Raw genomic sequence first — 16,079 nt, 5'->3', positions numbered from 1 at the left:
GGAAAAAACCTACAGCGCGCACAGGTACAGCTGACGTTCAATACGCCCGGCAACTGCTAGGCTCAGGTCCCTGCTGATCGTTCACGTTGTAACGGCATATAACAAAAAAGAATATAACTTTTGTTTTAACAACTAACGGTACGGGTTAGGGTGTGCCACCTTTTGAATTCATCGATGGAGAGCGACCTTGCCTCTGCGTAGCACTTTCACGCGTTTCTTCCAGTTGGAAGCTGCCAGCGGACTGTTATTGATCGCCGCTGCGGCCCTGGCCTTGATCATCAACAATTCCCCGCTGTCGTGGCTTTACAGCAGTTTTCTCGACACTCCGGTCGTGGCGCAAATAGGCGCGTTGCAAATCGCCAAACCGGCGCTGTTGTGGATCAACGACGGCCTGATGGCCCTATTCTTCCTGCTGATCGGCCTGGAAGTGAAGCGCGAAGTCCTTGACGGTCAACTGTCGAAACCGTCGCAAATCGTCCTGCCCGGCGCAGCGGCGATTGGCGGCATGGTAGTGCCGGCGCTGCTCTACTGGTTTCTGAACCGAGATGACCCGACAGCCCTTGGTGGCTGGGCCATCCCGATGGCCACCGATATTGCCTTCGCCCTCGGTGTACTGGCCCTGCTGGGTAAGCGGGTACCGGTGTCGCTTAAGCTTTTCCTGATGACGTTGGCGATCATTGACGACCTCGGCGCAATCATCGTCATTGCGATCTTCTACTCGGGCACGCTCTCGACCCTTTCGCTGTCTCTGGCCGCGACATGCATCGTGGCACTGATCGCGATGAACCGGCTCGGAGTGGTCAAGCTCGGGCCGTACATGATCATCGGCCTGATCCTTTGGGTTTGCGTGCTCAAGAGCGGTGTCCACGCGACACTGGCCGGTGTGACCCTGGCTTTCTGCATCCCCCTGCGCACGAAAAACGCCGAACCTTCGCCGCTGCTGACCCTCGAACACGCCCTCCATCCATGGGTGGCCTACGGCATCCTGCCGCTGTTCGCCTTCGCCAACGCCGGCCTGTCCCTGAGTGGCGTGACGGTCGAAAGTTTCACCCACCACGTGCCGATGGGCATCGCGGTCGGCCTGCTGCTGGGCAAAACCCTCGGTGTCTTCGGACTGACCTGGCTGGCCGTGAAAATCGGCATTGCCGCCCTGCCCCAAGGCGCCAACTGGGGCCAGGTAATGGGTGTGGCAATCCTCTGCGGTATCGGCTTCACCATGAGCCTGTTTGTCGGCTCCCTGGCGTTTGTGCCGGGTGCCAGTGAATACGCTGGGATGGACCGGATGGGGATTTTGACCGGTTCGATACTGGCGGCATTGATTGGTTATGCGGTGACGGCGGCGGCAAGTCGCAAGAGCGCCGCGCTGCAATCCTGATAAACAGAGACAACTCCTAGAGTCATTCAAGACTCGTCCTACAGCCACGATCAGCCTCGTTCGTTAACGTCGCACAGCCCCTTTGTTGGGGGTTGTCGACGTACGAACGCAAGGAAGATCAGTGGCTGGCAATAAGGACATTCCCCGGGTTCAGAACCCTCCGTCAGGCGACGGTCATCACATCACTCACCGCTTTATGACGGCTACCGAACTGGCCGCGCGGGAGGCCCGACAAAACGCTTACGACGCCATGCTCGCAAGACAAGACGCTTTCGAACGGAGTCGTGAGGTCGTCGCGAAAAAGCACGAATCCGTTCGTGCGGGGTGTGTCTTCGCCAAGTCCTGCAATCTGCCGGACGCCATCATCGATTACTCGAATCCTTCCGGGATGGTGCCCACCGACAGCCTCAAGGACTACGGAGAAGTCGCCTGGCTCGGGGCTCGCGAGGCAGACGATGCCGGGCTGCTCAATCTTCAAACCATTAGCGGCAGTACCGTCTCGCTCGGTATCGGCCGAATGGCTCTTCGCGCCCCGGCTATCGCTGTTCCCACCGCAGCACTCGGTGCTGCTGGAACCACCCTATTGGCCGGCCTGGTCGCGTTCTTCTCGACGCCGAGCCTGGGCGACAGCGCGCTGTATACCGAAGATCAGTTACGCGCCCTGAAACAGGCTCGAACTCGTGTTCGGCTAAGGGTCGAGCAACAAGCTGACGGCAGTCTCAAGGGATACGGTTTCTACACCGGCAAGAACCGTGATTGGGAAATGGTTGATGTCGTGCAGTTCAACTTGCGCGGCAGTCAGCAGGTGGCGGATCTGGGAGATGGTATCGAGCTGATCTGGACACCGGCTGTGGATGGTTCCGACATCCTCGGTACTCCAGCGCTGGAGGCTGCGCCGCAAGCGCCGCATATTTGGGTTTATCCGCCGACGAAAGCGGCTGACAGCATCATCGTGAATCCGGTTTACCCGCCGGAATACAAGGATTTCATTCTTGTGTTTCCGGCGGATTCGGGGATAAAGCCGGTTTACATTGTTGTTAGTACCCGAGCTGGAGACTTCGCTCATCACCCAGCCCCTAAGGGACTTGCGGCATTTCCTGATGCTGTAAAAGTGAAGTCCAAAACCAACGTCAAAGGCGGAGGAGCAGAACGTAAACGATGGAAGGACCGGAAAGGTCGAATCTACGAATGGGATTCCATGCATGGCACAGTCGAAATATACGATAGGCAAGGAAAACACCTAGGTGAATTTGATCCGGAAACAGGTGTTCAACTAGAGAAAGCCCTGTCCAAAAGAAGAACCAACAAGTGAGGACGCAAAAATGCATCTATGCATCAGCGGTTTCTTGATAGAAGACAGTGACGATGACTCGCTGAAATTCGAGCTCGATGTCCCAGAACATCAGGAACAGGGAGTAATGAAGGTAATGGGATGGAAGAATTTCGCAGAGGGCGCTGAAGGCGAATTTGCGTTAAACCCCATGCAAATACAACAGATTGAGCAGGTGCTTAAAGAGCCATTGCCCCACCATTTGGCTTTGTATATTGGCGTCGAAGCTTAGCCCTTATAGATGATCAAAATCGGACAAGTACAGATCCCGTTTGTGGCCGACATTCTTTTAGAGACCAGTTGATGTACCACATGGGTCTGCATCAGCACTGATGTACAAATAGTATGAATAAACGGAACGAAAAACACATGGGTCTAAAAATCAGAATCGAGTGGTATGACAAGGAAAGCGAGATAGGTATCGGCGCAGAGTTTTCCAAGGATATGGGCGACGACGAGTCGATACTCAATACTCTTGGCATTCCGGTCGAAAACAACATAAATAACGGAGGTTTTGATGTCGATAGCCATTGGATCGATATTATTCAACCCCACTTTCGCCACTGTATTGACCCGACAACCCACGATTACCAACTATCTTTCGATTACCGCGAGAGCTGGTGATCCAGCCGAGACACTTGACTTACTGCTAACTGGATGGTCAGCCAATTTCGTTAACGTCACGCAGCATCTTCTCGGCGGCTGCGAAGCCAGGTAGAAGGACCTCAAGATGACTGAAGATAAAAAACGTGCGCTATCTATCCATCACTGGTTATTACCTTGATGAAAAACAAGATGATTCATTGCAGTTCCAACTAACCATCAAAGACTATGAGATGAATCAGGCATTAGCTCAATTGACCGAGTCAAAAAAACTGGAAGAAATAGAGCCTGGAGAGCTGGAACTGACAAGCACTCAAATCCTACAGGTTGCAGAACTATTAGAAATCGACTTCCCCGAGGGGCTGGAATATTTTATAGGCCCCCGCGCCGCGCCGTGACAATCCTTAACAAAAAAACCCCAATCAGTCACCTGATCGGGGTTTTCTTTTACCCGTATTCCCGCTTAGTGCGAAACGCGGCTAGTCCCATCTACAGTCGCAATCCGCACCCGCTCGCCAACACGGAACACTTCATTTTCCTGAACCTGTTGCACGTAGGCGCGCATGCTGCCGTCGTCTTCGCGAACGGTGATTTCCACGCCTTGGGCCCGAGTCAGGCCTTCTTCTGTGGCCGAGCCGATCAGGCCGCCAGCGACGGCGCCGATAACTGCAGCAACGATGCTGCCGCGACCGCCACCGATAGCGCTGCCGCCAACACCGCCAACCGCCGCACCGGCAAGGCCGCCGATAGGGGTTTTGGTGCCTTCGATTTTGACCGGTCGCAGGGATTCGATGGTGCCCATGCGAACGGTCTGCACGCGACGCGCTTCGTCACGGGAATAGGAGTCACCGGTCAGGCTCGATTGGCAGCCAGTGAGCAACATCGCCATCGTGGAAAAGGAAGCAACCAGCAGAACAGACTTACGCATAGCATCAACTCCAAAGGACAGGTATTCATTAAACTCCGCAGCTTGACGCCTGTCACGGCCTCGCCCGGATAATTTTGGTTTGATTCAGGCCCGGTACAGGCACTTCCACGAACTCACCACACAGTAGCGGCAAATTCCGGTATCTGCGCCGCCGCCCCAAGGATTGTCATGGATTACTTCATCATTGTCGTCACTACCGTTGCCGGTTTGTATTTCCACTGGTGGCTATACGTGCGGATCAAACGCTGGATGGACCGCGATCTGGCGTTGGCACTGGCGGGTAAGGACGAGCAGAAAAAGGCGTTCATGCTCCAGCAACTGGCGAACGCTCAAGCGCAGAAGATCAAGCGCCGAGACCTGCCGCAGTGGCTTGAAGCCGCTGCGGCAGGGTATCCCGATCGGTAGACGGCTTAAGGTGCCAGACGTTCAAGAATCCAGTCGGCGCACTGAAAGCGGTAGTTGAGGCGATCGTGCAGGCGGCTCGGACGGCCTTGCCAGAACTCGATGCGCTCCGGTAACAAACGGTAACCACCCCAGTGCTCAGGGCAATGAGGTTGTGTGTCGCTGAAACGTTGCTCGGTGTTCTTGAGCAGCGCTTCCAGCTCGGCACGATCGGCGATCACCCGGCTCTGGGGCGAAGCCCAGGCGCCGAGACGACTGCCCAGCGGCCGAACCTGAAAGTAGGCGTCGGACTCTTCAGGCGTAACCTTCACCACCCGCCCTTCGATGCGCACCTGACGCTCCAGGGCCGGCCAGAAAAAGGTCATGGCCGCGAATGGGTTCGCGGCCAGGTGCTGGCCCTTGGCGCTGTCGTAGTTGGTGAAGAAGGTGAAACCCTGCTCGTCCAGCCCCTTGAGCAGCAGAATGCGGCAATGCGGCCGACCGTCCTGATCGACGGTGGCCAAGGTCATGGCGTTGGCTTCCACCGGCGCCTGTTCGGTTTTCACCGCGTCGGCAAACCACTGATGGAACAGCGCGAATGGCTCGGCCGGGGCTTGCGCCTCGGTCAGGCCATCACGGGTGTAATCGCGACGCATATCAGCCAGGCCCTGGGTCATGGCGCATTCCTTTTGGTTAACGAATCACTTTTTAACAGTATCGGTGGCGTCGGCGACTTTTTTCGTGTCGGCAGCGGCTTTGGCCGGGGCAGTCTTCTTCGACGGCGTTGCAGTTTTAGCCGGTGCCTTCTTGGCGGCGGCTTTCTTGGCCGGGGCTTTTTTTGCAGCAGGCACAGCGGCTTTCTTCGCGGCTGGCGCCGGGGTGACCGGTTTGACCACTGGCTTGACGTCCTGGGCAGCGACTAGCTTCACTGGCGCCGGGGCCGGCATGTTGTACTTGCTCAGCAACGCGACCATGGTGTTTTGCGGGGTCACCAGCAGTTCGACGCGACGGTTCAAGGCACGACCTTCATTGCTGTCGTTAGCAGCACGCGGGGCTTCGCCACCCATGCCGCGCAGCATCAGGCGATCACGCTGCAGACCGCTGAGGCGGAAAATCGCTGCCACGGACTGGGCACGCTCCTGGCTCAGTTTCACGTTGGCCGGTGCGGCGCCCGACGTATCACTGTGGCCGAGTACCAGCACGGCAGTCTTTGGATCGACTTCGAGGATTTTCGCGACGCGAGTGAACGGGCCGAGGGTCACCGGCAGCAGCATGGCCGGACGGTCAGGGTTGAACGAGCCGTCTACCGGCGCGGAGACTACCAGCACGTTTTCACGGCGCTCAAGTTGCAGGTGGCTGCCCTTGATCGCTTCGCGCAGGCGCGGTTCATAGTCGTCGAGCCAGGCCTGGGTGACTTTAGGATCAGGCATCGGCACGACTTTGGCAGTAGTGCTTTGCTCTTTACCACCGAACGGCCACCACCAGTTGCCACCGGCTTCGGCCTCAGCCTTGGCCTTGGCCACCTCGACTGGTTTAACTTCAGGTTTGGCTTCAGCTTTCACCTCTGGCTTCTTGTCGAGAACCTCATCGGAACCGAACGGCCAGTACCAAGGGCTGGAGCTTTCAGCCTTGGCAACCGGAGCGGTCGCTGCAGGCTTCAAAGGTGCCGGGGCTGGGGTCGGAGCCGGGCCTTTAGCCGCGACTTTGTCGGAAGAACCGAACGGCCACCAGCTGCTGCCATCCGAGTCATTTTGTGGAGTTTGTGCGCAACCGGTAATAGCGAAGCACAAGGCCAAAGCGAGAGTTTTATTGGATGACATTGGATATCCACAAAATGAAGTAATGAAAAATCAGGCCGGGTTGACCCGGATAAACAGACGCTTGGAAACCATAAAGGCCTTGGGGTTCCGGCCCTGGAACCCCTGAGCGCGTTTTACAGACAAGTGGCCAGGGCCCGCACGAGCGTTTGCGCGCGCGGATCCATCAAGACGTACGGTCCCAGGGTATTTGTCACAAAGCCAAAGGCCACATCGTGTTCCGGGTCGGCAAAACCGGTGGAACCGCCCGCCCCCGGATGACCGAACGCACGAGGGCCGAGGCCGTAGGTGGCGTTGGGGACGTCCGGTTGATCGAGCATGCAACCCAGGCCGAAACGGGTCCGGGTCAGTAAAGTCTTGTCCTCGCCGCGGCTGTGCTCGCGCGTCAGTTCCTCGAGCATTTCGCTTTCCAGCAAGCTGCCATCGAGCAGACCGGCATAAAACCCGGCCAGGCTGCGGGCATTGCCGTGGCCATTGGCGGCCGGTTGCTGCATGCGTCGCCACTCGGGTTTGTTGGTGCTGGTCATGATCGATGGCGGGTTAGTGAACGCCCTCGTGGTCATGGCCGTCGGCTCGCGCATGGTCACTTGCAACAAGCGTTGGGCGGCGGCATCGCCGACATTGCCTTTGCCACGGGCGATGTGCGCCACGCGATGGAACTCCTGGTCCGCCAGGCCGACGTGGAAATCCAGGCCCAAAGGCTTTGCAACCCGCGCCACGATGGCCTCACCCGGCCCACGACCGTCGGCACGACGCAGCAACTCACCGACCAGCCAGCCGTAGGTGATCGCGGCGTAACCGTGACCAACCCCCGGCGTCCACCACGGTTCTTCAGCGGCCAAGGCGTCAACCATGGTTTGCCAGTCGTAAAGGGCTTCCGGGGCCAACAGCTCACGCAACGCCGGCAGACCGGCCTGATGGCAGAGTAATTGACGCAGGGTCACGGACTCTTTGCCGGCGGCGGCGAACTCGGGCCAGTAGCGGGCAACCGGTGCATCCAGTTGCAGCTTGCCTTCGGCCACCAGTTGCAGGGCGGTGACCGCGGTAAAGGTCTTGGTGCAGGAGAACAGATTGGCGATGGTGTCGCTGTGCCAGGCTTCGGTGCCATCCTTGTCAGCGCTACCGGCCCAAAGGTCGACCACGGTTTCACCGCCGATCTTGATGCACAACGCTGCACCGCGTTCCTGAGAATCGTCGAACAGCGCCGCGAAAGCCTCACGCACCGCTTCGAACTTCAGCTCGTAAAAACCCTGAATCTGCACCCGCAACTCCCCGGATATAAAGCTCTACAAAGTGCCCGCATTGTTCCAGCCCCAGAGGGTTTTGGGAACTGTTGCGGGCTGGGCGGTCGGTTGCCCATGGATGGGATCAGAATTTTATGGTGCCTTGGCGGGCGCCATCGCGAGCAGGCTCACTCCCACAGGGTTCACGCTGGACCATTGTGGGAGCGAGCCTGCTCGCGAAGAACGATAACGCGGTCTAACAGGACTCAGTGGCCATTGCCGGAATGCCCACCCGCATGGCCAGCGCCCTGCCCTGCACCTTTGCCAGCATCGGCTTTTCTGCCGCCCTCAGCTTCTTGATCGGCTTTATCCGCCTCAGCCTTGGCCTTCTCTGCTTCTTTGCCGAGCTGATCGATGGTCTGCAAATTGCTCTTGCGCACGCTATCGACGAAACCCTGGAACGGCAGATCGGTAATGCCCACCAGCCCGAAGTGACCGTTCTCGCCATCCAGCAGACGACCGGTAACCGGTTGATCAAGGTATTGGAACCAGTGCACGCCGACGATCGACGGCTCGCTCATCGCCTGTTTGAGGAAGTTGGCGTAAGCGGGCCCACGGTCTTCTTCCTTGGCCAATTGCGTCACGCCGCCCCAGAACGGGCCGCGATCCGCGGAGCCGAAGTTGAACTCGGTGACCAGCACCGGTTTGTCCAGGCTGCGCAGTATGGCGAAGTCGTAACTGTCCTGCGGTTGCAGGGTGTACATGTTGAAGCTCAATACGTCGCAATACTTCGCACAGGACTCAACCGCTTCCGGGGTGCTGTTGGCGAAGCGGCCGCCCAGCAACAGCTGGTTCGGCGCGTGCCACTTGAGCGAATCGGAGAGGGTCTTGAAGTACGTGTCGGCGAAGACCTTCTGGAAGTATTTGAAGTCTGCCTCGATTTCCGGAAATTCGGCGCTTGGCAGCGGCGGCACGAAGCCCGGGTCTTCCATCAATTCCCAGGCCGGCAAATCAATGCCCCAGGCTTTGGAAAGGCCCGCCTGATTGCGGTACTTATCCCGCAATTGCTTGAGGAACGCGCGTTTGGCCGGCACGTCGGTGGTCATCTTCAAGGTGCCGTAGACCAAGGCGTAACGGGCTTTCGGGTCATCGCCGGGACCGGCCCAGGCCAGTTCGTTATCGGCGAAGTAGCCGATCAGCCAAGGATCGTCGCGATGGTCCCGCGCGGCGATGGCCACGGCACGTTCGGTAGCCATGGCGAAACGCGGGTCAAACGGGTCGGGCATGCCGCCCCACCAGTCAGTGCCGGTGCTAATGCTGGCGTAATCGCCGACGATCGACAGCGGCAAGGTGTAGGGCAGGCGATCAGCGTTGGCCAGCACCGGGGCGCTCCAGTTGCCGATAGTGTTGAAGCCCCAGGCTTGCAGGCGATCCAGGGTGTGGCGGGCCCAGCGCTGTTCATCAACCACTGCTTTGCAGGGTTCGGCAGGTGTTTGCTCAGCGGCTTTCGCCGCAGTCGCGTCAGCGGCACCGGTTCTGGCGGCTTCGGCAACACCGGCTTCGGCCGTCGCAGGAACGACCGGTTGCTCGGCAGCCTTCTCCACTGCTGCCGCAACCGCGTCAGCCTTGGCTGCTTCGGCGACACCGGCCTTGGTGTCGCTGGTCACCACACACGGCGAGCCATACAAACGCTGCAAGTTGGCGCCATAGAAGTCGTACCAGCGACCGGCATTGTAGCCACGGCCCTTATCGACGCCGTTGCCACCGCGATTATCGCCTTCGCCATAATGGCTGGCCAACAGCTCGTCGGGTTTGGGCAGCGATTCGAACATCCACTCGCGGCCGGCGACGTAGGTCTGATTGACATCCGGGGTGACGGTGTTGACCCCGAGCGAATAGAACGGATGGCCTTCCGGGGTTACCAGATACCAGCGACCGTCGCGTTTTTCGGTGCGAAAAAAGCCGCTGGCCTTGAATGCCGGGCCTTTGGTCCAGCCGCCAAACTTGTCCAGGGACGACTTCTCGCGCTCGGCCAGCCAGGTTTTCAGTTGCTGCTGTTCCTTGGCGGCGGCGCTTTTCAGTTGCTCGTCGCTGCTGACTTTCTCTGGCCATTTGGCCCGGGTCGACTGGCCGTAAGCGTCTACCAGGCCGCCAAAAGCCGCTTGGGTAACCGCATCGCCGTCCTGCACGCCAAAGCGTTCCAGCAGGATGCTCTGGGCGACTTTCGGCTGATCCATCGACAAGGTCATCGACACCACCTGGCTGCGCTCCAGCTCACCGGCGCTGCTGGCCAGCAATACACGTTGGCCATTGAACATCATCGGCATCGGCGGGCCGGCTTTCAGGCCCAGGCTCAATGGCGTAAAGGGCGTTAGCGGCACCAATAGGGTTTGCGCAGGGCCGGCCGGCAAATCGACGCGGCTGATCAGCGTCTTGCCGTCGTTGCTCTGGATTTTCACATACAGGGTCACAGCCCAGTTCATTGCGCTCTGAATCCGCAAACTCATGAAGCCCGACTGCGACCAGTCCCAGGCGCCCACCTGCGGGGTCAGACGCAAGGTCGGTTGTGCCGCAGGGTTGAACGTCACCCGACGCAGCACTTCGCCTTCGGCCGTTTGCTCGGCGTTGGATTGCGGCAGGCTGGCGTCCTGAGTCGCCACCTGGACCACATCGGCGGGGCGCACAAAGTTGAACAGCGTCTGTTGGCCGGCAGGAGCCGCCAGCAATGGGGCCGCGAACATCAGAGCGAAAACGGCAGGTAACGAACGGCGCAGCGAACGGCGAATCATGAGAACGAAATTCTCCCTAACGACCCAAATGGGCCAGTGGAAAAGCGATGGCAGAGAGATAGACAACGCGGTGGGCAAATTTGCCCACCGGTGTATCAGGAAATTTCACGCCGGAAGGGAGGCAACGCATTGAGGATTGCCTTGCCATAACGCTGGGTGACCAGGCGTCGATCGAGCAAGGTGATGGTGCCGCGGTCTTCTTCGGTGCGCAGCAAGCGACCGCAGGCCTGGACCAGCTTCAGCGAAGCATCGGGCACGGAGATTTCCATGAACGGATTGCCACCCCGAGCCTCGATCCACTCAGCCAGGGCCGCTTCGACCGGATCATCGGGCACCGAAAAGGGAATCTTCGCGATCACCACGTGCTCGCAGTACGCACCCGGCAAATCGACCCCTTCGGCGAAACTCGCCAGGCCGAACAACACGCTGGAATCACCGCCATCGACCCGCGCCTTGTGCTTGTTCAGGGTTTCCTGTTTCGACAGGTTGCCTTGAATGAACACTTGCTTGCGCCAGTCGCGGTCGAGGCCGTCGAACACGTCCTGCATCTGTTTGCGCGAGGAGAACAGCACCAGGGTGCCACGCGAACCTTCCACCAAGGCCGGCAAGTCGCGGATGATCGCTGCGGTGTGGGCCGGCGCATCACGCGGATCGGCCTTCAGGTCCGGCACCCGCAGCACGCCAGCGTCGGCGTGATGAAACGGGCTTGGAACCACTGCGGTCACGGCTTTTTTCGGCAGGCCGGCGCGCATGCGGAAGCGATCGAAGGTGCCGAGCGCGGTCAAAGTCGCGGAGGTCACCAGAGCGCCGTAAGCCACATTCCACAAATTGCGACGGAGCATTTCCGCCGCGAGGATCGGGCTGGCGTTGACCTCGATGTCGAACAGCGAGCCGCTTTCGGCCAGGGTCAGCCAGCGAGCCATCGGCGGGTTGTCTTCCGGGTCTTCAGCGGTGAACGCGACCCACAACTCCCAGTTGCCCGAAGAACGGGACAACAGGCTGCCGAACAGCGGGTACCACTCCTCGGCCTGATTGCTGGCGATGCCGATGTTGACCTCGCCATCCATGCCTTCCTTGAGCAGTTCGGTGAGACGGGTAAACAGATCGGTCAGACGGGCGAAACCCTTCTTCAGCTCGACGCCCATTTCGCGCATGTGCTCGGGAATCACCCCGGCGACGAAGCGATGACGCGGCCGCTCACGGCCTTCGACGTCTTCGCCCGGTTTGAAATCGGCGACCTGCTCGCAGGCGCTGAACATGAATTGCTGCTGGGTCTTGATCTCCCGCGCGAGTTCCGGCACTTGTTCGATCAACTTGCCCAGGTCGCCCGGCAGCGGATGCTGGGCCAGCAATTTGGTGAGGTTCTTGGCGGTGGTTTCCAGCCAGTCGGCGGTGGAACGCAGGCGCGTGTAATGGGCGAAATGGCCGATGGCCTTGTCCGGCAGGTGGTGGCCTTCGTCGAACACGTAGATGGTGTCGCGCGGGTCCGGCAACACGGCGCCGCCGCCCAGCGCCAGGTCGGCCAGGACCATGTCGTGATTGGTGACGATCACATCGACCTTGCCCATGCCTTCGCGGGCCTTGTAGAAGGCGCACTGGCCGAAGTTCGGGCAATGGCGATTGGTGCATTGGCTGTGATCGGTGGTCAGGCGCGCCCAGTCGGCGTCTTCCAGGGCGGTGGACCAACTGTCGCGGTCGCCGTCCCACTTATTGCCGGCGAGTTTCTCGATCATGCTGGTGAACAGCTTCTGACTGGCTTCGTCGACCTCGATCTTGAAGCCTTCTTCTTCAAACAGCTGCGCCGTGGCGGTTTGTGCGTGACCTTCCTGGAGCAACATGTCGAGCTTGGACAGGCACATGTAGCGCCCGCGTCCCTTGGCCAGGGCGAAGCTGAAATTCAGCCCGCTGTTGCGCATCAGGTCGGGCAAATCCTTGTAGACGATCTGCTCTTGCAGGGCCACGGTGGCCGTGGCGATCACCAGGCGTTTGCCCGCAGCCTTGGCCGTGGGGATGGCGGCCAGGCTGTAGGCCACGGTTTTGCCGGTGCCGGTGCCGGCTTCCACCGCGACAATCGCAGGGTCGCCACTGCGCCGGCCTTCGTCATCGGTGTCGATGTCACCGAGGACCTTGGCAATTTCGGCGATCATCAGGCGTTGGCCGTAGCGCGGCTTGAGGCTCTTGGCTTCGAGAAAACGCGAGTAGGCGCCCTGGATCGTGGTTTTGAGTTCAGTGCTGATCATGGATTGTCGGGCGCAAAAAACGCTGGATAAATTTTCAGTGGTTCGGTTCGGCGGCTATCATACCGCGCTAATTAATCCCGCGCAGAACGGAGTACCTCAATGACACCTTTTGGCATCGTTTACACCCTGCATGTCCTGTCAGCCCTGGTCTGGGTCGGCGGCATGTTTTTCGCGTGGATGGTCTTGCGGCCCGCGGCGATGAAGGCACTTGAAGGCCCTGCCCGACTGAAGCTGTGGGTAGAAGTGTTTCAAGGCTTTTTCCGCTGGGTCTGGGTTGCGGTGGTGCTTTTGCCGATCAGCGGTGTGGGCATGATTCATTTGCAGTACAGCGGTTTTGAAGCGGCGCCGCGGTATGTGCAGGTGATGATGGGGTTGTACGTGGTGATGACGGCGCTGTTTATCCGGATTCAGGCCTTGTTATTGCCAGAGTTGCGCACGGCAGTGGCGGCGCAGGACTGGCCGACCGGCGCGGCGACGCTTGGGAAAATTCGCAAGTTGGTGGGGATTAATCTGCTTGTCGGGTTGGTGCTGGTGGCGATTGCTGCGGCACGGCCGTGATCGTTCCCACGCTCTGCGTGGGAATGCCTCAAGGGACGCTCCGCGTCCAGTGACGCGGAGCGTCACGGGCTGTATTCCCACGCAGAGCGTGGGAACAATCAAAACTCGGTCGCTTTTACAACCGCTGCACGGTCACCGCCCCCTCCGCTCCGGCAGGCCCCGGCTGACCATCAGCGCCAGGACGACCATTTTTTCCGCCATCAGCCTTGTAAACAAAGCAGCCCTTGGCCTTGCCACCCGCACCCGGCTTACCGCCAGGCCCGGCCACGCCACCGTCGCCGCCGGCCACCTGAACCTTGATCAGTTCCGCCGGGTAATCGCGCGGCACTTCCAGGCGAACCAGTGCACCCGGCGCGCCTGGCTGACCGTCGCTACCATCACTGCCATCGGCACCACGACCGGCCTGGCCCCAGGTACAACCCGGCGCCTGACCGTTGGCCCCATCGAGACCGACGAAACCCGGCGCGCCCGCGCCGCCGCGAGCGTCTACCAACAGTTGCGGCGCACTCAGTGACTTGATCTGCAAGTTCAGGTTACGCCCGGAACGGGCGGCCTTGAGATAAGTCCCCGGCGCGCCGCGAGCCGTGATCTGGCTGCCTTCCGACAACTGCGCTCGACTGACCTTCAGCTCAAGCGGCTGTTCGCCGGGGACGATGGCGATCCGCGCTTCACGCCCCAGACGCAATTCACCGACGGATACCTCGGTCACATTCGAAGGAATCAACAACGTGCCGTAGTCGGCCACTTCCAGGCGTTCCAGTTGCAAGGTGCTGGCGGTGTTGGGCAAACGCATCAGCGAGTTGGTTTCGACGCTCACCACCTGGGCGCAGGCCAACGGGCTGATGAGTGCAGCGAGCAAACAGAGTTTACGCATGGGAAGCCTTAGACGCGGTCGGAGCCGGGATGGTTTGCAGGTGGAAAACGCCGAAAAACAGGATCTTCAGGCGATCTCGCCAAGGATGAGCACGACCTCTGAGGCTACGGAAACAGAACACCGCCTCAAGAAGATGAAGGCAGGCCAGCAGGCCGCCAGCCAGATCGACCAGCAGATGCAGAGGATTGACAAACGGCATGAGCTGATTGGTCAACACCACCAGCCAGAACAGCAGGGTCAACAACTTCCCCAGCCCCCAAAACACGTTCATACGCTCCCCCGTTGAGAATTATTCTTTGGCGCACAGTACCGGCTTCCACGCGGGATAAGCCAGAGGGCAACGGAAAATTCTTCATAACGGCTGCCGTATGGCCGCCGGAGCGCCCTTATTTGTCGCCCGACGGCTCTATCACGGGGCTCAGCGATTGACGTGCAATTCCACCCGGCGGTTTTTCGCTCGCCCTTCTTCCGTTTCGTTATCGGCCACCGGCTGACTTTGGCCCTTGCCCTCGCTGGTGAGCTTGTTCGGCGCCAGGCCCTGGCTCAACAGGTAGGCCGCCACGCTACTGGCGCGACGTTCCGAGAGCGCCTGGTTATAGGTGTCCGAGCCGACGCTGTCGGTATGTCCGATCACCTTGATGCTCACCACTTCGGCGCTTTGCAGTTTGGGCATCAACGAATCCAGCTTGCTCTGCGCGGCAGGCGTCAGTTCGGATTGGTTGAAGGCAAACAGTACGTCGTCCGCGTCGCTCAGGGTGATGACCTCCGATTGCACTGGTTCAGGTGTCACGCTGACCGGGTACTGCGGCAATGGGCAACCATGATGTTCCACGGGGGTATTGGCCGGCGTATCAGGACAGCGATCACGTCGATCGAAAACCCCATCGTCGTCTTCGTCGCCGTCCTGGGCGTAACAGATCAAGCCACCGGTCAAGATACCGAGCGCCGCCCCACCGGCCGCCCAAGCGCTACTTTGCAGAGCGCCCAGACCGCCACCGGCCAGACCGCCGATAACGCTGCAGATTGGCCAGGTTCGTTGATTGAGGGGGGCGGTGCCATCGCTGTGAGTAGCGCAACCGGTCAACAGGCTGCCCAGCAGCACAACCGGCAAGACGGTCCGTGTAAGAACACTCATGGTGAAAGCTCCTGTGTTACCGGCCAATGCCGGTCACACAGGAGTAAAGACCCGCATCCGCGACTGCACAAGCCGCGGAGCATGAGGGGTTTAGCGGTTGATTTGGATTTCCGTGCGACGGTTCATCGAGCGGCCGTCAGCGGTTTTGTTATCGGCAACCGGCTGGCTTTCGCCGGCACCGGTGACAGAGACAAAGCTGCTGCGTGGTACACCTTGGGAAATCAGGTATTCAACGACCGAGTGCGCACGACGATCCGACAGTCTCTGGTTATAGGTATCGCTGCCGACGCTGTCGGTGTGACCGGTTACAGTCAGTCGAGCGTCAGGCGCTTCCGCTTTCAAGCGAGTGGCGATTTTATCGAGTACCACTTTGTCGGCAGGGGTCAGTGTGGCCTTGTCAAACTGGAAGTGAACATCGCGAATGACGATGACCTCTTCTTTAACCACGGCCGTTTCTTCGACCACTGGCGCAGGCACCGGTGGAGGGCAACCGTCGGCATCGACCCGCACGCCTTTAGGTGTTCCCGGGCACTTGTCGCGGCTATCCGGCACGCCGTCGCCGTCTTCGTCGCCATCACCGTGAACCCAGCAATAGGCCGCAGCCGTGCCGCCGACGAGCAGCGCGCCATACCCCGCCCATGCCGAGCTCTCGGTCGCGCCGAGACCTGCACCCACGACACCACCGACCGCCGCACAGGTCGGCCAGTCGGTTTTCTGCAAACCTGCGCAACCAGTCAGCACACTGGTTAGCAGAACCAAGGGTAATGCTGTGCGAACTATGCTCATCTAGTTTTCTCCTGAGGGGATCGGCTTAGAACCGATTCAG

General features: G+C 59.7%; 17 protein-coding genes. 7 read left to right on the top strand and 10 right to left on the bottom strand.

Features of this window, described 5'->3' with window-relative positions:
• Positions 1–187 precede the first annotated feature (187 nt).
• The 5 genes from nhaA (at position 188) to PFAS1_RS17910 (ending at position 3,706) form a co-directional block, all read left to right on the top strand.
• Positions 188–1,375 (top strand): Na+/H+ antiporter NhaA, encoded by a 1,188-nt coding sequence (gene nhaA, locus PFAS1_RS17930; RefSeq protein WP_076029984.1) that lies wholly within the window; start codon positions 188–190, stop codon positions 1,373–1,375.
• A gap of 121 nt (positions 1,376–1,496) precedes the next feature.
• Positions 1,497–2,687: a colicin E3/pyocin S6 family cytotoxin gene (locus PFAS1_RS17925; protein ID WP_076029983.1), complete on the top strand. Its 1,191-nt coding sequence runs from the start codon at positions 1,497–1,499 to the stop codon at positions 2,685–2,687.
• Positions 2,688–2,697: 10 nt separating this feature from the next.
• Positions 2,698–2,937, top strand: a complete 240-nt coding sequence (locus tag PFAS1_RS17920; protein ID WP_076029982.1) for a pyocin S6 family toxin immunity protein — start codon at positions 2,698–2,700, stop codon at positions 2,935–2,937.
• A gap of 137 nt (positions 2,938–3,074) precedes the next feature.
• Positions 3,075–3,329: a colicin E3-like toxin immunity protein gene (locus PFAS1_RS17915; protein WP_076029981.1), complete on the top strand. Its 255-nt coding sequence runs from the start codon at positions 3,075–3,077 to the stop codon at positions 3,327–3,329.
• A gap of 125 nt (positions 3,330–3,454) precedes the next feature.
• Entirely contained in the window at positions 3,455–3,706 is a 252-nt protein-coding gene (locus tag PFAS1_RS17910; protein ID WP_076029980.1) for a pyocin S6 family toxin immunity protein, read from the top strand.
• Positions 3,707–3,771: 65 nt separating this feature from the next.
• Here PFAS1_RS17910 and PFAS1_RS17905 read toward each other — a convergent pair whose 3' ends face one another.
• Entirely contained in the window at positions 3,772–4,236 is a 465-nt protein-coding gene (locus PFAS1_RS17905) for an outer membrane lipoprotein (RefSeq protein ID WP_017336812.1), read from the bottom strand.
• 168 nt (positions 4,237–4,404) lie between these two features.
• On the opposite strand from PFAS1_RS17905, the gene PFAS1_RS17900 reads away from it, so the two are divergent.
• Entirely contained in the window at positions 4,405–4,641 is a 237-nt protein-coding gene (locus PFAS1_RS17900) for a hypothetical protein (RefSeq protein ID WP_033059010.1), read from the top strand.
• A 5-nt stretch (positions 4,642–4,646) separates the two neighbouring features.
• Here PFAS1_RS17900 and pdxH read toward each other — a convergent pair whose 3' ends face one another.
• The 5 genes from pdxH to dinG form a co-directional block, all read right to left on the bottom strand.
• A complete protein-coding gene (gene pdxH / locus PFAS1_RS17895) occupies positions 4,647–5,294 on the bottom strand; it encodes a pyridoxamine 5'-phosphate oxidase (RefSeq protein WP_076029979.1) in 648 nt (215 codons plus the stop codon).
• Between the two features lie 24 nt (positions 5,295–5,318).
• Entirely contained in the window at positions 5,319–6,437 is a 1,119-nt protein-coding gene (locus PFAS1_RS17890) for an OmpA family protein (RefSeq protein WP_076029978.1), read from the bottom strand.
• 113 nt (positions 6,438–6,550) lie between these two features.
• On the bottom strand, positions 6,551–7,696 hold the full coding sequence (locus PFAS1_RS17885) for a serine hydrolase domain-containing protein (RefSeq protein ID WP_076029977.1): 1,146 nt from the start codon (positions 7,694–7,696) through the stop codon (positions 6,551–6,553).
• Positions 7,697–7,923: 227 nt separating this feature from the next.
• Entirely contained in the window at positions 7,924–10,446 is a 2,523-nt protein-coding gene (locus tag PFAS1_RS17880) for a beta-galactosidase (RefSeq protein ID WP_076029976.1), read from the bottom strand.
• 95 nt (positions 10,447–10,541) lie between these two features.
• Positions 10,542–12,686, bottom strand: a complete 2,145-nt coding sequence (gene dinG, locus PFAS1_RS17875; protein WP_076029975.1) for an ATP-dependent DNA helicase DinG — start codon at positions 12,684–12,686, stop codon at positions 10,542–10,544.
• Positions 12,687–12,785: 99 nt separating this feature from the next.
• Here dinG and PFAS1_RS17870 point away from each other — a divergent pair, with 99 nt between their 5' ends.
• Positions 12,786–13,244: a CopD family protein gene (locus PFAS1_RS17870; protein WP_076029974.1), complete on the top strand. Its 459-nt coding sequence runs from the start codon at positions 12,786–12,788 to the stop codon at positions 13,242–13,244.
• A 115-nt stretch (positions 13,245–13,359) separates the two neighbouring features.
• On the opposite strand, the gene PFAS1_RS17865 is transcribed toward PFAS1_RS17870, so the two are convergent.
• The 4 genes from PFAS1_RS17865 to PFAS1_RS17850 form a co-directional block, all read right to left on the bottom strand.
• Positions 13,360–14,118 carry a collagen-like triple helix repeat-containing protein gene (locus PFAS1_RS17865; RefSeq protein ID WP_076029973.1) on the bottom strand — a complete coding sequence of 253 codons (759 nt, stop codon included), beginning with the start codon at positions 14,116–14,118 and terminating at the stop codon, positions 13,360–13,362.
• The gene (locus PFAS1_RS17860; RefSeq protein ID WP_076029972.1) at positions 14,111–14,389 is read right to left on the bottom strand and encodes a DUF1145 domain-containing protein; all 279 of its coding nucleotides are present in this window, start codon (positions 14,387–14,389) and stop codon (positions 14,111–14,113) included. Before PFAS1_RS17860 ends, PFAS1_RS17865 begins: the two co-directional genes overlap by 8 nt.
• A 147-nt stretch (positions 14,390–14,536) precedes the next feature.
• Entirely contained in the window at positions 14,537–15,253 is a 717-nt protein-coding gene (locus PFAS1_RS17855) for a PA1041 family peptidoglycan-binding anchor lipoprotein (protein ID WP_076029971.1), read from the bottom strand.
• A gap of 90 nt (positions 15,254–15,343) precedes the next feature.
• Entirely contained in the window at positions 15,344–16,039 is a 696-nt protein-coding gene (locus PFAS1_RS17850; RefSeq protein ID WP_076029970.1) for a PA1041 family peptidoglycan-binding anchor lipoprotein, read from the bottom strand.
• Positions 16,040–16,079: the final 40 nt, after the last annotated feature.

It is taken from the genome of Pseudomonas frederiksbergensis, from assembly GCF_001952935.1.
Classification (GTDB): domain Bacteria; phylum Pseudomonadota; class Gammaproteobacteria; order Pseudomonadales; family Pseudomonadaceae; genus Aquipseudomonas; species Aquipseudomonas frederiksbergensis.
The sequence above is the reverse complement of the archived record's forward strand: the minus strand, read 5'-3'. Positions and strand labels throughout refer to the sequence as shown.